The organism is Mangrovibacillus cuniculi, assembly GCF_015482585.1.
GTDB lineage: Bacteria > Bacillota > Bacilli > Bacillales > R1DC41 > Mangrovibacillus > Mangrovibacillus cuniculi.
This window is the reverse complement of sequence record NZ_CP049742.1, coordinates 28,376-43,174: the sequence shown is the minus strand read 5'-3', so window position 1 is coordinate 43,174 and position 14,799 is coordinate 28,376. Positions and strand designations below refer to the sequence as shown.

The 14,799-nt window shown below is 42.3% G+C and carries 12 protein-coding genes; 3 read left to right on the top strand and 9 right to left on the bottom strand.

Translation table 11 applies throughout. From position 1 onward, the window contains the following. Positions 1–28 precede the first annotated feature (28 nt). Positions 29–1,522 carry a sodium/proline symporter PutP gene (gene putP / locus G8O30_RS00185; protein ID WP_275576505.1) on the top strand — a complete coding sequence of 498 codons (1,494 nt, stop codon included), beginning with the start codon at positions 29–31 and terminating at the stop codon, positions 1,520–1,522. Positions 1,523–1,982: 460 nt separating this feature from the next. Here the strand turns inward: putP and G8O30_RS00180 are convergent, their stop codons facing one another. The 8 genes from G8O30_RS00180 to G8O30_RS00145 all read right to left on the bottom strand — a co-directional run bounded on the left by G8O30_RS00180 (position 1,983) and on the right by G8O30_RS00145 (position 12,461). Beyond that, positions 1,983–3,155 (bottom strand): CamS family sex pheromone protein, encoded by a 1,173-nt coding sequence (locus tag G8O30_RS00180; RefSeq protein WP_239673003.1) that lies wholly within the window; start codon positions 3,153–3,155, stop codon positions 1,983–1,985. 17 nt (positions 3,156–3,172) lie between these two features. Then, entirely contained in the window at positions 3,173–5,176 is a 2,004-nt protein-coding gene (ligA, locus tag G8O30_RS00175; RefSeq protein ID WP_239673002.1) for an NAD-dependent DNA ligase LigA, read from the bottom strand. 26 nt (positions 5,177–5,202) lie between these two features. Continuing rightward, the gene (gene pcrA, locus G8O30_RS00170; RefSeq protein WP_239673001.1) at positions 5,203–7,470 is read right to left on the bottom strand and encodes a DNA helicase PcrA; all 2,268 of its coding nucleotides are present in this window, start codon (positions 7,468–7,470) and stop codon (positions 5,203–5,205) included. Between the two features lie 63 nt (positions 7,471–7,533). Continuing rightward, positions 7,534–8,223, bottom strand: coding sequence for a heptaprenylglyceryl phosphate synthase (pcrB, locus tag G8O30_RS00165; protein WP_239673000.1), 690 nt, complete (start codon positions 8,221–8,223; stop codon positions 7,534–7,536). Positions 8,224–8,702: 479 nt separating this feature from the next. Further along, complete coding sequence (locus tag G8O30_RS00160) at positions 8,703–9,083, bottom strand: hypothetical protein (protein ID WP_239672999.1); 381 nt, start codon at positions 9,081–9,083, stop codon at positions 8,703–8,705. A gap of 229 nt (positions 9,084–9,312) precedes the next feature. Next, positions 9,313–9,627 (bottom strand): YerC/YecD family TrpR-related protein, encoded by a 315-nt coding sequence (locus tag G8O30_RS00155; protein WP_239672998.1) that lies wholly within the window; start codon positions 9,625–9,627, stop codon positions 9,313–9,315. A 15-nt stretch (positions 9,628–9,642) separates the two neighbouring features. Next, positions 9,643–10,683, bottom strand: a complete 1,041-nt coding sequence (locus G8O30_RS00150; protein ID WP_239672997.1) for a DUF3048 domain-containing protein — start codon at positions 10,681–10,683, stop codon at positions 9,643–9,645. Between the two features lie 35 nt (positions 10,684–10,718). Further along, entirely contained in the window at positions 10,719–12,461 is a 1,743-nt protein-coding gene (locus tag G8O30_RS00145) for an adenine deaminase C-terminal domain-containing protein (RefSeq protein WP_239672996.1), read from the bottom strand. Between the two features lie 109 nt (positions 12,462–12,570). On the opposite strand from G8O30_RS00145, the gene G8O30_RS00140 reads away from it, so the two are divergent. Both G8O30_RS00140 and G8O30_RS16195 read left to right on the top strand, forming a co-directional pair. Next, complete coding sequence (locus G8O30_RS00140; protein ID WP_239672995.1) at positions 12,571–12,966, top strand: YgaP family membrane protein; 396 nt, start codon at positions 12,571–12,573, stop codon at positions 12,964–12,966. 453 nt (positions 12,967–13,419) lie between these two features. Next, the gene (locus G8O30_RS16195) at positions 13,420–13,530 is read left to right on the top strand and encodes an EYxxD motif small membrane protein (RefSeq protein ID WP_338040646.1); all 111 of its coding nucleotides are present in this window, start codon (positions 13,420–13,422) and stop codon (positions 13,528–13,530) included. On the opposite strand, the gene purD is transcribed toward G8O30_RS16195, so the two are convergent. Continuing rightward, positions 13,487–14,779 (bottom strand): phosphoribosylamine--glycine ligase, encoded by a 1,293-nt coding sequence (gene purD, locus G8O30_RS00135; protein WP_239672994.1) that lies wholly within the window; start codon positions 14,777–14,779, stop codon positions 13,487–13,489. The two genes, G8O30_RS16195 and purD, sit on opposite strands and share 44 nt — an antisense overlap. Positions 14,780–14,799: the final 20 nt, after the last annotated feature.

Here is a 14,799-nt window from a genome sequence, read left to right as displayed (position 1 = left end):
GCTTAAAAAACTTGAAAGGGAGAGATGTATGGATATAGGAATAGGTATATCGTTAGCCATTTACTTTATCGGGATGCTACTTATCGGTGTCTATGCGTACAAAAAATCTACGGGTAACCTATCGGAGTACATGCTAGGAGGACGTCAATTAGGACCTTGGGTAACTGCTATGTCAGCAGGAGCTTCTGACATGAGTGGTTGGATGCTTATGGGTCTGCCAGGTGCGATGTATGCTACTGGTCTTTCCAGTGCGTGGATTGCGATCGGTCTCTCTATAGGAGCATATTTAAACTATTTACTACTTGCTCCAAGATTACGTGTTTACACAGAAGTTGCAAACGATTCAATCACAATTCCAGATTTCTTGGAAAATCGCTTTGGAGATAAGAAACGTATTTTACGACTAGTGTCAGGTATAGTAATCATTATTTTCTTCACACTTTACACAATGTCTGGAATGGTTTCAGGTGGTACGTTATTTGAATCGGCATTTGGGTTAAACTATCAAGTTGGACTATGGGTAACAGCAGGTGTTGTAATTGCCTACACGTTATTCGGAGGATTCCTTGCTGTAAGTTTAACGGACTTCGTTCAAGGATGTATCATGTTCTTCGCTTTAATCTTAGTACCAGTTGTAGCGTTTACTGACTTAGGTGGCGTTGGAACGGTATTAGATACGGTAGAAAGCGTTGACCCATCACTATTAAGTTTCTTTACTGGTGTTGGACTACTTAGTATCATTTCTTCCCTTGCTTGGGGACTTGGATACTTTGGTCAACCACATATTATCGTTCGATTTATGGCGATTAAATCTGTTAAAGAATTAAAGCCTGCACGTCGTATCGGTTTATCATGGATGATTGTTTCCATCATCGGTGCTCTAGCAGTAGGTCTTGTCGGGGTTGCATATGTAACGGTTAATGGAGGAACGTTAGAAAATCCAGAAACTATCTTTATTTATTTCTCTGATGTATTATTTAACAACTACATTACAGGTTTCTTACTAGCAGCAATCCTTGCAGCTATCATGAGTACGATTTCTTCTCAGCTACTAGTTACTTCTAGTGCTTTAACAGAAGACTTCTACAAATCATTCCTACGCCGTAATGCTTCTGATAAAGAATTAGTATTAGTTGGTCGTATCTCTGTATTCTTAGTAGCCATTGTGGCGATCTTAATGGCTATTAATCCAAGTGATACAATCTTAGGATTAGTTGGTAACGCATGGGCAGGATTCGGTGCTGCATTCGGTCCAGTAATTCTAATGTCTCTATACTGGAAAGGTATGACTCGTTGGGGTGCCCTTGCAGGTATGCTTGTCGGTACATTCACCGTTATTATCTGGATTAGTATTGAAGCACTTAAATCCACGATCTATGAGATGGTACCTGGTGTAATCCTTGCTGCACTAGCAGCTTACGTTGTTTCTCTAGTTACGAACAATGGTAAAGAAATTAGCGATGAAACACTTGAAACATTTGATCGTTACGAAGCGAAATTGAAAGAAGAGCAAGCGAAGTAATTCGATTGTGGAGAACCGCCTAACATTGCGTTGGGCGGTTTTTTTGTTTGTAGAGATGTAGTCATGATGTGCTTTACACTTACTTTTCCTTTTCATGAGCACTCGTTATTCTCGTATCGTGTGCTCTACACTTGCTTTTCCTTCCCTTGAGCGCACGTTATTATCATATTGTGCGCTCTACACTTGCTTTTACTTCCCTTGAGCGCACGTTATTCTCATATCGTGTGCTCAACTCTTGCTTTTCCTTCCCTTGAGCACTCGTTATTCTCGTATCGTGTGCTCTACACTTGCTTTTCCTTCCCTTGAGCGCACGTGAAACCCCAATATTCGGACTCAATATATAGAGACTCCTCTAAGAGCAAGCCATATCACGTGGCTAACGAGGAGTTGTTACTGTTCACGTAACAAAAACGCCGTCTAAAAAAGCTACTCACCAACTTTTTCTGACGACGTTTTTACTTTATCGATAAATATGAACATAAGGCTCTTGCGCATTTGCCTCTTTGACAACTAGCGACTCCGCACCACTTACAGAAGAGATGTTTACCTCAACATGTAAATACTCTGGGAAGTGCTCTGTTACTAAGCCTGTCACATATTGTGTAAATCCAATTGTTTCTGCTTGTCCGTAAAACTGGATTGGAATATCAATGGTCAACCTATTTAACTGCTCACCTTGGTATAATCCTCTACCTACTACCCCATTATAGTTAGGGTAATATTCATCAATATCCTGTTTAAAGTTTAAGAAGCGCATGTAATCATCACGGTGATCTCTTTGTGCCGCATCTGATGGGAACAACATATACTTCTCATTCCATTTTTTCCAGGAACCTATATTGTTACTCCCCTTCTCCACTTCTGTGAAAGAAACGAAGTTACCAGGTGTTACAGAATGCTTTGGACGTTGCTTAAACAAAGCGATGGTCACAGGTACTTCTTGTAAGTCTTCTCTAGCTCTAATACGATTTAGAATTTGTTGCGCCATCTTCTTTCCTTGCTCTTCTACTTGCTTATCCCTATCTGCAAGGTTCACCTCATACGTAGCACCAAACTGTTCTTTTTGGTAGTAATGAGTAGTGTTTAAAGCAAGTCCAATAACTAAACCACCTAATTCCAAAGAATCCTCTTTTTGCACTAGATAGTTATGTTCTAAAATATGAGCAAGATACAACGGGCTATCTTCCTGCACTTCGTCATTCGTTGGATCTCCCTGTAAAACAGGATTAAGCCCCAGGTTTTGGTCTTCTGTCATCTTTTCTTCTGCTAATTGCTTCTCTGTTTTCTTCCTAGCTAACCATGACCTAATTGTATCTCTGTCTAAATATTGACCTTCTTGGAACAAGAATCTCTCTGGAGAAAATGACTCTTGTGCAATTCTCATCAGTCCTCGTTCAAACTCTTCAATATCATATTGCGTGTTTAAGTTTGCTGCAATCAGACCACGTGATGCACTAGGTCTAAATGGTGTAATTGTTCGATAATATTGATCGGATATTTGCACACTAGGTATTACTGCTTTTTCTTGGGAATCATCTGTTTCCTGTACTACTTCATTCTCTCGATCAAAGCTCGGTGCGCATCCCCCTAACACCAGCAAGCAAGCTATCAAACTGGCCGTAAGCTTCCTCATGCCCTCACCCTCTTACCTTACTTATTTAATTCCTCTACAAGGCGATTTTCATTCCAGATCTCAATTCCTAAACTTTCTGCCTTCGTCAACTTCGAACCAGCATCTTCTCCTGCAATAAGTAAATCTGTACTCTTACTCACACTTCCGGTTACTTTTGCACCCAATGCCTCTAATTTTTCTTTTGCTTCATTTCGTGTCAACTGTTCTAGTTTACCTGTTAACACAACCGTTTTACCAGCGAAAACTGAGTCGATATCTTCTACTTTTACCTTTTTCGGTCCTTTGTAGGATACGTTTACTCCATGGTCTTTTAATCTTTGGATCAATTGTTGTGCTTCTTCGATTTGGAAATAAGCAACGATGGACTCAGCCATCTTGTCTCCAATTTCGTGGATAGCCGTAATATCTGCATGCGTGGCGTTCATTAATTGATCGATGCTCTCAAACTCTTCTGCAAGTGTTTTGGCTGCCTTTGCTCCTACATGACGAATACCAAGTCCAAATAATAATTTCTCGAGTGAATTCTCTTTTGATTGTTCAATTGCAGCTAACAATTTCTCAACAGATTTTTGCCCCATGCGATCTAATTCTAGTAGCTCTTCTTTTTGTAACTTGTAAAGATCCGCTACGTCTTTAATAAGTTCATGTTGGAACAATTGCGTAATGACTTTTTCACCCAAGCCATCGATATTCATAGCAGTCCTGGAAACAAAGTGTATCAATCCTTCTCTTATTTGAGCTGGACAGGCAGGATTTACACACCTCAGTGCTACTTCTTCTTCTAATCTTACGAGTTCACTTTCGCACTCTGGACAATTCGTTGGCATAGTGAATTCTTTTTCTTCCCCAGTTCGCTTTTCAACCAGTACATTTACTACTTCTGGAATGATGTCCCCAGCTTTTTTAATAATCACTTTATCACCAATTCGCAAATCCTTTTCGCGAATAAGATCTTCATTATGTAAAGAAGCTCGCTGTACAGTAGTTCCCGCTACTCGAACTGGTTCTAAAATAGCAGTTGGGGTTACGACACCCGTTCTGCCAACGCTAAGTTCAATATCCAGTAAAGTCGTTTCTACCTCTTCCGCTGGGAACTTATAGGCAATAGCCCAACGTGGACTTTTGGCTGTGAATCCTAACTCTTCTTGATGCGCTAAAGAGTCCACTTTAATCACCATGCCGTCAATATCGTAAGGAAGGTCTGCACGTTTATCCGTCCAGCCCTCTACAAATTCAATGACATCCTCCATAGAGTCAAACGTTTGTCGCTCTTTATTTGTCTTAAAACCTAGCGTATCTAAATAATCAAGACCACCAGAATGAGAATCGATTGGCGCGTCTCCTTGGTTTGCAATGGAATAGACATAAATGGATAGATTACGGGAAGCTGCAATCTTGGTATCTAATTGACGAAGGGATCCCGCAGCAGCATTACGAGGGTTTGCAAACAGCTCTTCCCCGTTTTCTTCTTTTTGTTTATTTAAAGCGTCAAAAGATCGTTTGGGCATATACGCCTCACCGCGAACTTCTAGCGTCACAGGCTCTTTTAACGTTAATGGGATAGACTTAATTGTTCGTAGGTTAGCGGTAATGTTCTCCCCAACCGTTCCATCACCACGAGTTGCTCCTCTGACAAATTGACCGTCTTCATAGCGAAGAGAAACAGCTAATCCATCAATCTTCAACTCACTCACGTATCGAACATTTTCTCCCACTGCTTGTTTGACACGCTGGTCGAAACTACGTAAGTCATCTGCATTAAATGCGTTACCCAAACTTAACATGGGCGTCTCGTGTGTAACCTTTTCAAAAGCATCCAACACCGCTCCCCCAACTCGTTGTGTAGGGGAGTCTGGTGTGACTAACTCTGGATGTTCTTGTTCTAACTTTGACAGCTCTCGTAGTAATTGATCGTATTCTGCATCTGATACTGCAGGTTTATCTAACACATGATAGTCATAGTCATACTGTTGAAGGAGGTTTTGCAGTTCTTTCACTCGTTGTTCCGCTTGATTTGTCATGGAATCACCTTATCCTTCCGTATCCGTTAGCTCTTTTTCTGTATTGGCGCATATTTAGCCATTAGTCGTTTTACACCAGTTGGTGCTGGGAATGCGATATCTAGTTCCAGTCCGTCACCTGAACCTTTTACACTTACAACTGTTCCAGTTCCCCACTTTCCGTGTTCTGCTTTATCTCCCACACTCCATGAACTTTGCGTAGCAGCATTGTTCACTTGTGGGCGTTTTACAGGAGGTCTTGTAGGTGCTCCATAAGAAGTTGTTGATCTCATGCCACCATATCCACCAGAACGAGAAGAACCAAATGGAGTGTTTAGCGTAGATTGTGACTCTCTCTTGTTTCCTACTTCCACTGTATCAATTAATTCTTCTGGAATTTCTTTAATGAAGCGAGAAACAGGATTCATCTTGGTTTGTCCAAAAAGGGTACGCATTTGTGCATTTGTGATAAATAGCTGTTCCTCTGCACGAGTAATACCTACGTATGCTAGGCGGCGTTCTTCTTCCATTTCCTCTTCTTCCATTAAGGAACGGCTATGCGGGAATACCCCTTCTTCCATACCCATTAGGAATACAACAGGGAACTCTAGTCCTTTAGCAGAGTGTAGAGTCATTAAGATAACAGAGTCTGAAGATTTCTCTTCATCTTCATCCGAACGATCAATGTCGGCAACTAAAGCTAAGTCCGTTAAGAAAGCTATTAAGCTTTTATCGTCTTGAGACTCTTCAAATGACTTGGTAACTGATAAAAACTCGTCGATGTTCTCTAATCTACTTTGCGCTTCTAGAGACTTTTCAGCCACTAACATATCTCTGTATCCAGACTTCTCAATTACTTGCTCTACTAATTCCGTTACAGATAGGTATTCTTGCATGTCGTGCAGATTTTTTATTAGTTGTCTAAACTCCGTGACAGCTTTGGAAATCTTCGGACTTAAGCCTATTAAGTCTAAATCTTTCAATGCTTCAAACATGGACACATCTGCCATATCTGCAAAACGACCGATTTTATCCACACTCGTTGCTCCAACGCCTCTTTTCGGAACATTTATCACTCGTTGTAAACTAATATCATCATCTAAGTTCGCAATTAAGCGTAAGTAAGCAAGTAAGTCTTTAATCTCTTTTCTGTCATAGAACTTGATACCGCCAACAATGGAGTATTCGATATTCGACTTTAGTAGCATTTCCTCCATTACACGAGATTGTGCATTTGTTCTATATAAAATTGCGAAATCAGAGAATTTACGATTATCTTGCTTTTTCAGCTCTAAAATTTTACCCGTAACGTACTGCGCTTCTGTTTGCTCACTGTCAGCACGGTAGTAGGAAAGTTTCATTCCTTCGTCATTGTCCGTCCACAGATTTTTCGGCTTACGGTTAGAGTTGTTTTGAATGACTTTGTTTGCTGCATCTAGAATTGTTTTGGTGGATCGATAGTTTTGCTCTAATAGGATTACTCTTGCTCGAGGATAATCTTTTTCAAACGATAGGATGTTCGCAATATCAGCACCACGCCAACGATAAATGGACTGATCAGAGTCCCCTACGACACAAAGATTTTGGTATCGTTGTGCAAGCATCTTTACTAACTGATATTGTGCTCTGTTTGTATCCTGGTACTCGTCCACATGGATGTATTGAAACTTACGTTGATAGAAAGTCAGTACTTCTGGCACACGCGTGAATAGTTGGATGGTAATCATAATTAAATCATCAAAGTCTAATGCAGAATTCTTTCGTAGACGACGTTGATATTCTTTATACACATCTGTAATTGTTTGATCATAGTAGTTACCAGCTTGCTTTTCGTATTCATCGGCATCGATCAGTTCATTTTTTGCTGAGCTAATGGTATTTAAAATAGCTCTAGGCTCAAATTTCTTCGGATCAATATTTTTATCTTTTAAAATACCTTTTACGACAGATTGTTGGTCAGTCGGATCGAGAATGGTAAAGTTCCTGTTGTAACCAAGTCTGTCGATATCACGACGTAAAATACGAACACACATGGAGTGGAATGTGGAAATCCAAACATCCTCTGCGGCCCCACCCATGACTGCACCAATACGCTCTTTCATTTCTCTAGAAGCCTTATTGGTAAACGTAATAGCTAGAATATTATAAGGATTTACTCCTTTTTCTACCATCAAATACGCGATACGTTGTGTTAACACTCGCGTCTTACCACTACCAGCACCAGCCATGATTAGTAGCGGTCCATCTGTTTGTTGTACTGCCTCTTTTTGCTCTTTATTTAAACCTTGTAATAGTCGTTCCACAAGGGATTGCATACAAGCACCTCCGTTAATTACGAACGTTTGTTCTATTTTAACACATTACTTTTCAAATTGCATTTATTTACCTTTCACAGCTTGAACGGTTTTTAACGCTCCTGCTAAATCATCATATAAATAGTTTCCTACAACTACTACATCTGCATACGCAGCCATTTCTGTAGCCTTCTCTGTAGACGTGACTCCACCGCCGTAAAACACAGTTATGTCATCCGTTCGAGTTTTTACTTGCTTCACTACTTCTGGGTCTCCATACGTTCCGCTATATTCTATATAGAAGATTGGCAGATGAAACATCTTTTCCGCCATTTGTGCATAAGCAACAACATCTTCCGTATCAAGTTTTGTATTAGCTTCTGTCACTTTCGCCGCTTTACACTCTGGATTTAAAATGCAGTAGCCTTGAACAAGGATTTCTTCCCAGTTCATGATCTCCCCGTACTCTTTCACGGCTGCATGATGGAGTCCAGTAATCCAGTCCGTCTTTGTTGTATTAAGGACTGTCGGGATAAAGTAAAGGTCGTAACCTGGTGTGATCGATTCTAAGTTTGACACTTCTAGAATAACTGGAACAGAATATCTTCTTATTCTTACTAGAAGATCTAATACTTGATCTAACGTGACTCCGTCCGTACCTCCTACCATAATAGCGTCTGTACCAGATTCACAAATTGCCTCTATAAACTCATCCGAATTCTCTTTGTTCGGATCTACTTTAAACACATGTTGCCACTCTTTAATATCGTACATTTTACATGTCCTCCTTACGCTTAATGGATTAAGCGTCTATCTCCATCATCAAATTATAACAAAAGTCGAGGGCAGACCATAGGGATAGTTAGATGGTGGAAGGAATTTCGTTGGTAGTGGTTATTGGAAGATTTTTTGGTGGGGCTTGGGGCAAGGATGTTTGGTGCTTAAGCGCTTTTGCCGCATGGGATTTTCTCTTTTCTTGACGGCTTAGGCCGTTTGTCGCCTTACGTTTTCTCTTCTCCTGGCGACTTCGGCCGCTTGTCGCCTTGCGTTTCCTCTTCTCTTGGCGGCTTCGGCCGTTTGTCGCCTTGCGTTTCCTCTTCTCTTGGCGGCTTAGGCCGTTTGTCGCCTTGCGTTTCCTCTTCTCCTGGCGACTTCGGCCGTTTGTCGCCTTGCGTTTCCTCTTCTCTTGGCGGCTTAGGCCGTTTGTCGCCTTGCGTTTCCTCCTCTCATGGCGGCTTCGGCCGTTTGTCGCCTTACGTTTTCTCTTCTCTTGGAGGCTTCGCACGTTTGTCGCCTTGCGTTTCCTCTTCTCCTGGCGGCTTCGCACTTTTGTTGCCTTGCGTTTCCTCTTCTCCTGGCGACTTCGGCCGTTTGTCGCCTTGCGTTTCCTCTTCTCTTGGCGGCTTAGGCCGTTTGTCGCCTTGCGTTTCCTCTTCTCCTGGCGACTTCGGCCGTTTGTCGCCTTGCGTTTCCTCTTCTCTTGGCGTCTTCGGCGGTTTGCCCCTTGGATTCCCTTCTTCTCTCAGCGGCTTAAGCGCTTTTGCACCTTGAATTCCTTCCTTCTCTCGGCGGCTTCGGCGGTTTTCCCCTTGGATTCCCTTCTTCTCTTGACGGCTTAAGCGCTTTTGCCACAAAGATTCCCTTCTTCTCTCGACGACCTAAGCGCTTTTGCCGCATGATTTTACTTCTTCCCATGGCGGCTTAAGCGCTTTTGTACCCCGATTCCTCCCGCTTGCCTTTAAACATTAAACTAACAAAGGAGACTCATCTAAGTACAAGCCACATCACGTGGCTAACGATGAGTTGTTACTGGTCACGTAACAAAAAAGAACAAAACGCCTCAACGTTTTGTCCCATCACTTCTTATTTTTCTGCTGCTTCCGCTTTGTCTTCGTGTACACGCGCAAGCATTTCTTCGTATGCGTCGTTTCCGTAGTTTAGGCAACGCTTAACTCGTGAGATAGTTGCCGTACTTGCTCCTGTTTCTGTTTCGATTTTGTGGTATGTTTTTCCTTCACGTAGCATTCTTGCAACTTCTAAGCGTTGTGCTAGTGATTGGATTTCGTTTACCGTACACAGGTCATCAAAAAATCGATAGCATTCTTCTAGATCATTTAAAGAAAGAACCGCTTGGAATAGTTGGTCAAGTTCGCGACCTCTTAATTTATCGATTTGCATGTATTTCGCTCCTTTTTAATAGCTTGCAAAGGATAGTTCCGGCACGAGATGTATCCACGTCTTCCCTGGTAGCAGCTTGATGGGTTCTCCATTGCTGTATGGCACAAGACGGCCATCTTCATTTTGCCATTCTATCTCTTGGACAGTTCCTTGTTGGAAAAGTAGGGCGTTTCCACCACTTTCTAAGTCAATCGTTCTTCTTCCAACGTCGTCTACTATTTTATGTTTTGCTTCCATTATAACTATATTCCTCAGCTCAACTGGTCTCTCGTCTTCGTTGTTCTTGGTTTGTTCTCCCTTTATAGATCGGTGAAAGGCATTGGTTCCTTCATCGTATGTATAAGTGGAGGTAAAGCTAGCGTCATTATAATACGAAACTGTGAATTCTTTTGCAATGGAATCGCTTGAATTTCCAACTTGTAACTCTTTTACAAAGTCATTAGCGCTTGGCGGTGTGTCCATGGATGCACTCACCATTTCGGCACCTTTTTCAATGTTTGCCCAAGTAATATACGAATTATGAGGTGCTCTACGCTCACTAGAACGATTAAATAGACTACCATCATATTGCATTCCGTTGATATGATCGATTTCACCTGCGTCTAATTTAGATTTCGCATCAGGGCTATAGCCGTGCGAAACGTAAAACGCATCATATCCATTTGCTAAGTCAATAAAATAATCCCTTGAACTTCGCACCGGGCCGATTTTCTCTGGTTGTTCACTTTGGTATATGGCTAATAGTCTCGTAACGGACCCTTCCGCTAACATCTCCAGCACGATATCTGCTTCTGCTAAACCGGATTGAGGTCTTGCTTTTGGGTGATTATTAATCGTTACTGCTACTGCTCGCTGTGTAGTTTCTTCTTCTAGAAGTTCTCCTGACAATGGTGCTTCGAAACCAGCTTCTACTTCTTTACCATCTTCTGTTTCTTCTTTATTGTCTACTACTTCTTCAGCTGGAACACTGACTGGTTTCACCGCTTCTTCCTTAGAACAAGCAGTTAACAGCCATATACTTAAACCAGCTCCAATCATGGAACGCAAATAACTCATGGCACTCTCCTTCATCGCTTTTCTTATATATAATATTAACGCATTATTGTCGGAAAGAGTATTGTTTTCTTCATGACATCATAGATTCCTTGCGATGTTAGACGAATATAAGGCAAGTGCGTGCTACAGAAAAATAATAGAGAGTAGATAGGATCTTGGAATGAGTACCCGTGCTCCTTCATTTTGGCGGAGAATTTACTCTCCTCTATCATTAATTCTTCCAACGGTTTATCGGACATTGTACCAGCAATTGAAAGGGAAACCCTTGCTTCCACTTCACCCTTTTGTACAAGTACAATTCCACCTTTCATCCGCTTCATTTCCTCAAACGCTTCAAGCATATCTTCTTTACTTTTACCTATCAATAAAAGGTCTCCGGAGCTAGAAAAAGACGAACATAGCCCTCCAATCGATTTAGCAAACCCTTTTAATAGAGTGTTTATTCGCCACCTGCCTTCTCGATCAACTAACATCAAGAAGCACTCGTCTCCTTGTTCTAGCAGTGCATCCGTATAAGGATCAATGCCGATTGAATAAGGTTTAGTGATAACTGCATCAACCATCTCTAATCCAAATGGCATGGAAAATTGCAAGTCATCCGATTGTAAGCTCCAATCTAACGATAACGGAGCTAAGTCATATTCCTTCCAGTTTACCTCTTCTGGTTCGTATTGATTTCCTTCCATATCAACTATCCAAACACCTTTTGAAAGTACCGCTGATGGCTTTGGCTCTAGCATATGATCTAGAATGTTTACATTCGCCACTTGACCCGGGGCAATTTCTCCATGCAGATGATCGATGCGATAGTATTTGGCGACATTGGCAGTAACCATTTGATACGCGTCTACTACTGGCACTCCGTTATCTATTGCAAGTTTAACTAAGATATTGGAGACTCCTTCTTTATAGAAAGAAGGGGAGGATCCATCTGTTGTCATCATAAAATCATCGTAATTTGTTAAATCATACTTTTTAAGCTCTTCCAGAATTTTAGGTATATCTGGTCGAATAGACGAGTGTCGTAAGGAAACTGTCAAACCTGCTAGCAGGCGCTGATACACATCTTCGCCACTGATCGATTCATGGTCGCTATCGACTCCAGCAAGGGCCATTTTGGTTAACGTTAGCGGAGATGCTCCAGGTAAATGGCCTTCCACTCTTTTTCTCATTCTTTTCGCTTCTTGAACCCAGTGAAGCAACATATCGTCGCCAGCCAAAAGTTGAGGCCATGCCGTAAGCTCTCCACCTTGTAAAACCGCATCGTGTTCTAACCAACTTTTTACGTTGGCATGGGTAAAAGGGTCGTCTTCCATACCGAGTACCGTTTGAGAGTCAAAACGACTCCACCAGTATAACGATACAGGCAGTTGACGGAATTTTCTTAATAAGGTAAACGCTTTCTTTTTTTCTAACAATAAAGCAAGCATTAAGTTGTCTTGTATAAGGGTAGTCGTTCCGAACTTTGATGCATACAGCGCGAATGACTGGGGATTATATAACTGAAATGGATGCACATGAGGCTCAATGTATCCAGGTACCACCACTTTTCCTTCTAATGAAATGATGTTACTTTCATTTATTTTAGAAGGGAGTTCAGGGCCGCAGTATACGATACGATCTTCATGAATCCAAATATTTTGTGTTAGGAAACGACGTAACTTGCTGTGAAGATAAGTAGCGTCTTTTAGGACAAGAGTCGGTGTTACTTCTTGTGAAAGGACGGATAACTGTTCGCGAATCTGTTTATTTTTCCAACGGTAGCGCTGCTCGATCAACTTGTCCCCTCCTCAAACTGTTTATGACGTTATCGTACCATATTTCTGACTTTAACGCATAAACGGATTGGAATTTTAATGTAAAACATATGACAGGAGTGAGAGAATTATGTTTAAAGTATCTCAGAATATTGGCCTTGTTAACGCGCTTATCCGCATTACACTTGGTTTAACGTTAGTTGTTTGGTCTGCAGCAAAGTATACAAAGCGACCTTGGAAAGAGCATTACGTTTGGTACATTTTAGTGGGAGCAATGAAAGTGGCGGAAGGAATTGTACGCTATTGCCCAGTGACAGCATTATTTGATGATAATGATGATTCACTAAAACGCGGTACAGAGAAGGTAAAAGGATTTTTCGGCGGTAATGATGCTGATGAGCGCAAACAGATGTCGCATACACCAGAAGCTAGCCCAAGCGAGATTGCAAAAGAAGCTGGGTTACCTCCTGAAATGTTACATGAATTTGCTGAGCAAGCTGGGATTGAGAAGAAGGATAACCTGTAAGAGGAACGAGGCGTGATGAGCTTCGTGGGAAGCTGATGGTCGTCTAGCGTTTGTATTTTAACTTTTGACAACCATCTCAGCTCGCTGACGGTCGTTTAATCTTCATGCTTCACCTTTTTACAACCATCTCAGCTTGCTGAAGGTCGTCTAATCTACATGCTACACTTTTTGACAACCGTCTCAGCCCGCTGACGGTCGTCTTATCTACATGCTACACCTTTTGACAACCGTCTCAGCCCGCTGGCGGTCGTCAAACCCACATGCTACACCTTTTTACAACCGTCTCAGCCCGCTGGCGGTCGTCAAATCAACCTGCTCTATCTTTTAACGACCGTCTCCAACGGCTGACGGTCGTCAACTAAAGAAAGCCGCACTTTCACGACCATCAGCCAAACCAAAAAAGGGTGCACGCCGCAGCGTCACCCTTTTATCTCACATTAGGAGGTGTTACTTATGTTTATGGAATACGTAACCGACATGGTGTATGTCTTAGGAAGTGTCATTGGCGGTATTGTTGCGATTACTTACGTATTTGTCCGACGCTCTCGGAGACGAACTCGATAAGTTTGTTTCCGATATCGCGTCTTGCTCTTACGCTACCAGACGCTACGACCTGATCTACCACTTGATATACTAATTGCTGCGCTTCTTGTAGAGTGTTTCCAAACGCTTGATACAATGCCACTCTTCCACCGTTCGTTAACCAGCCACCACGCTCGTTAGACCAAGTTGTTCCCGCGTGATAAAGATTTCCATCTGCAGTTTCGATTAACTCTACCGCTTCCCCATAAGATGAACTTACTGGATAGTTGCTGCCTGCCAACACAACACCGATGGAAAAGTCTTCACGCCACACAACTTTCTCTACCTTTTCTTCGTTCAGCAGTTGCAGCATCGTCACCACTAAGTCACTCTCCGCCATTGGCAACACGACTTGTGTTTCTGGATCACCAAAGCGTGCGTTAAACTCAATAACTTTCGGACCATCCTCCGTAATCATTAAGCCTGCGTAAAGTACGCCTTGATACGTAATTCCGTCTGCTAGCATACCGCGAAGCGTAGGCGTTATGATGTTTTCTTCAATAAAGGACTGCCACTGGAACCTCACATGTTCTAGCGGTGCAATCACTCCCATTCCACCGGTGTTGGGCCCTTGATCTTCTTCCAACAAACGCTTGTGATCTTGGGAGATTGGTAATGTTACGAAGTTCTCTCCGTTCGCCATGACCATGAAAGAACATTCTTCGCCATCCAAATATTCTTCCAGTACAATCGTTTTACCCGCATCGCCTAATTGTCCGTCAAAGAAAGATAATGCCGTATCTACCGCTTCTTGCTTCGTCAACGCAATGACGACACCTTTCCCAGCAGCAAGTCCGTCTGCTTTCAACACGTATGGTGGTGCGACCTTGGCACACCAAGAAATAACCGCCTCGATTCCCGTCGCTACCTCATATGAAGCTGTCGGAATACCGTGGCGATCCATAAATGCTTTGGCAAAAGATTTACTTCCTTCTAGTTGCGCTGCTTTTTGGGAAGGACCGAAGATAAGCAATCCTCGTTGTTGGAACTGGTCCACAATGCCTGCTAGTAACGGAACTTCAGGACCAACAATCGTCAAACCAATGCCTGCTTCTTCTGCAAATGTTGCTAGTCCCTTTACGTCCGTTTCTTGTACATTTACAAGTTGTGCCATCGCACCAATCGCATCGCTTCCTGGTGCGCAATATACTTCCTCTACTAAAGAACTTTTTGTACACATGTGAACGAGCGCATGCTCACGTCCACCACGTCCAATTACTAACACTTTCATGTAACGCCCTCCTCACATGA

Bases quoted from the DNA above. Each gene is read 5' to 3' on its own strand.
- ligA (WP_239673002.1), bottom strand. From the start codon at position 5,176: ATGACAAATCAAGCGGAACAACGAGTGAAAGAACTGCAAAACCTCCTT.
- G8O30_RS00150 (WP_239672997.1), bottom strand. From the start codon at position 10,683: ATGAGTTATTTGCGTTCCATGATTGGAGCTGGTTTAAGTATATGGCTG.
- G8O30_RS00140 (WP_239672995.1), top strand. From the start codon at position 12,571: ATGTTTAAAGTATCTCAGAATATTGGCCTTGTTAACGCGCTTATCCGC.
- G8O30_RS16195 (WP_338040646.1), top strand. From the start codon at position 13,420: ATGTTTATGGAATACGTAACCGACATGGTGTATGTCTTAGGAAGTGTC.
- purD (WP_239672994.1), bottom strand. From the start codon at position 14,779: ATGAAAGTGTTAGTAATTGGACGTGGTGGACGTGAGCATGCGCTCGTT.
- G8O30_RS00155 (WP_239672998.1), bottom strand. From the start codon at position 9,627: ATGCAAATCGATAAATTAAGAGGTCGCGAACTTGACCAACTATTCCAA.
- pcrA (WP_239673001.1), bottom strand. From the start codon at position 7,470: ATGCAATCCCTTGTGGAACGACTATTACAAGGTTTAAATAAAGAGCAA.
- G8O30_RS00180 (WP_239673003.1), bottom strand. From the start codon at position 3,155: ATGAGGAAGCTTACGGCCAGTTTGATAGCTTGCTTGCTGGTGTTAGGG.
- pcrB (WP_239673000.1), bottom strand. From the start codon at position 8,223: ATGTACGATATTAAAGAGTGGCAACATGTGTTTAAAGTAGATCCGAAC.
- putP (WP_275576505.1), top strand. From the start codon at position 29: ATGGATATAGGAATAGGTATATCGTTAGCCATTTACTTTATCGGGATG.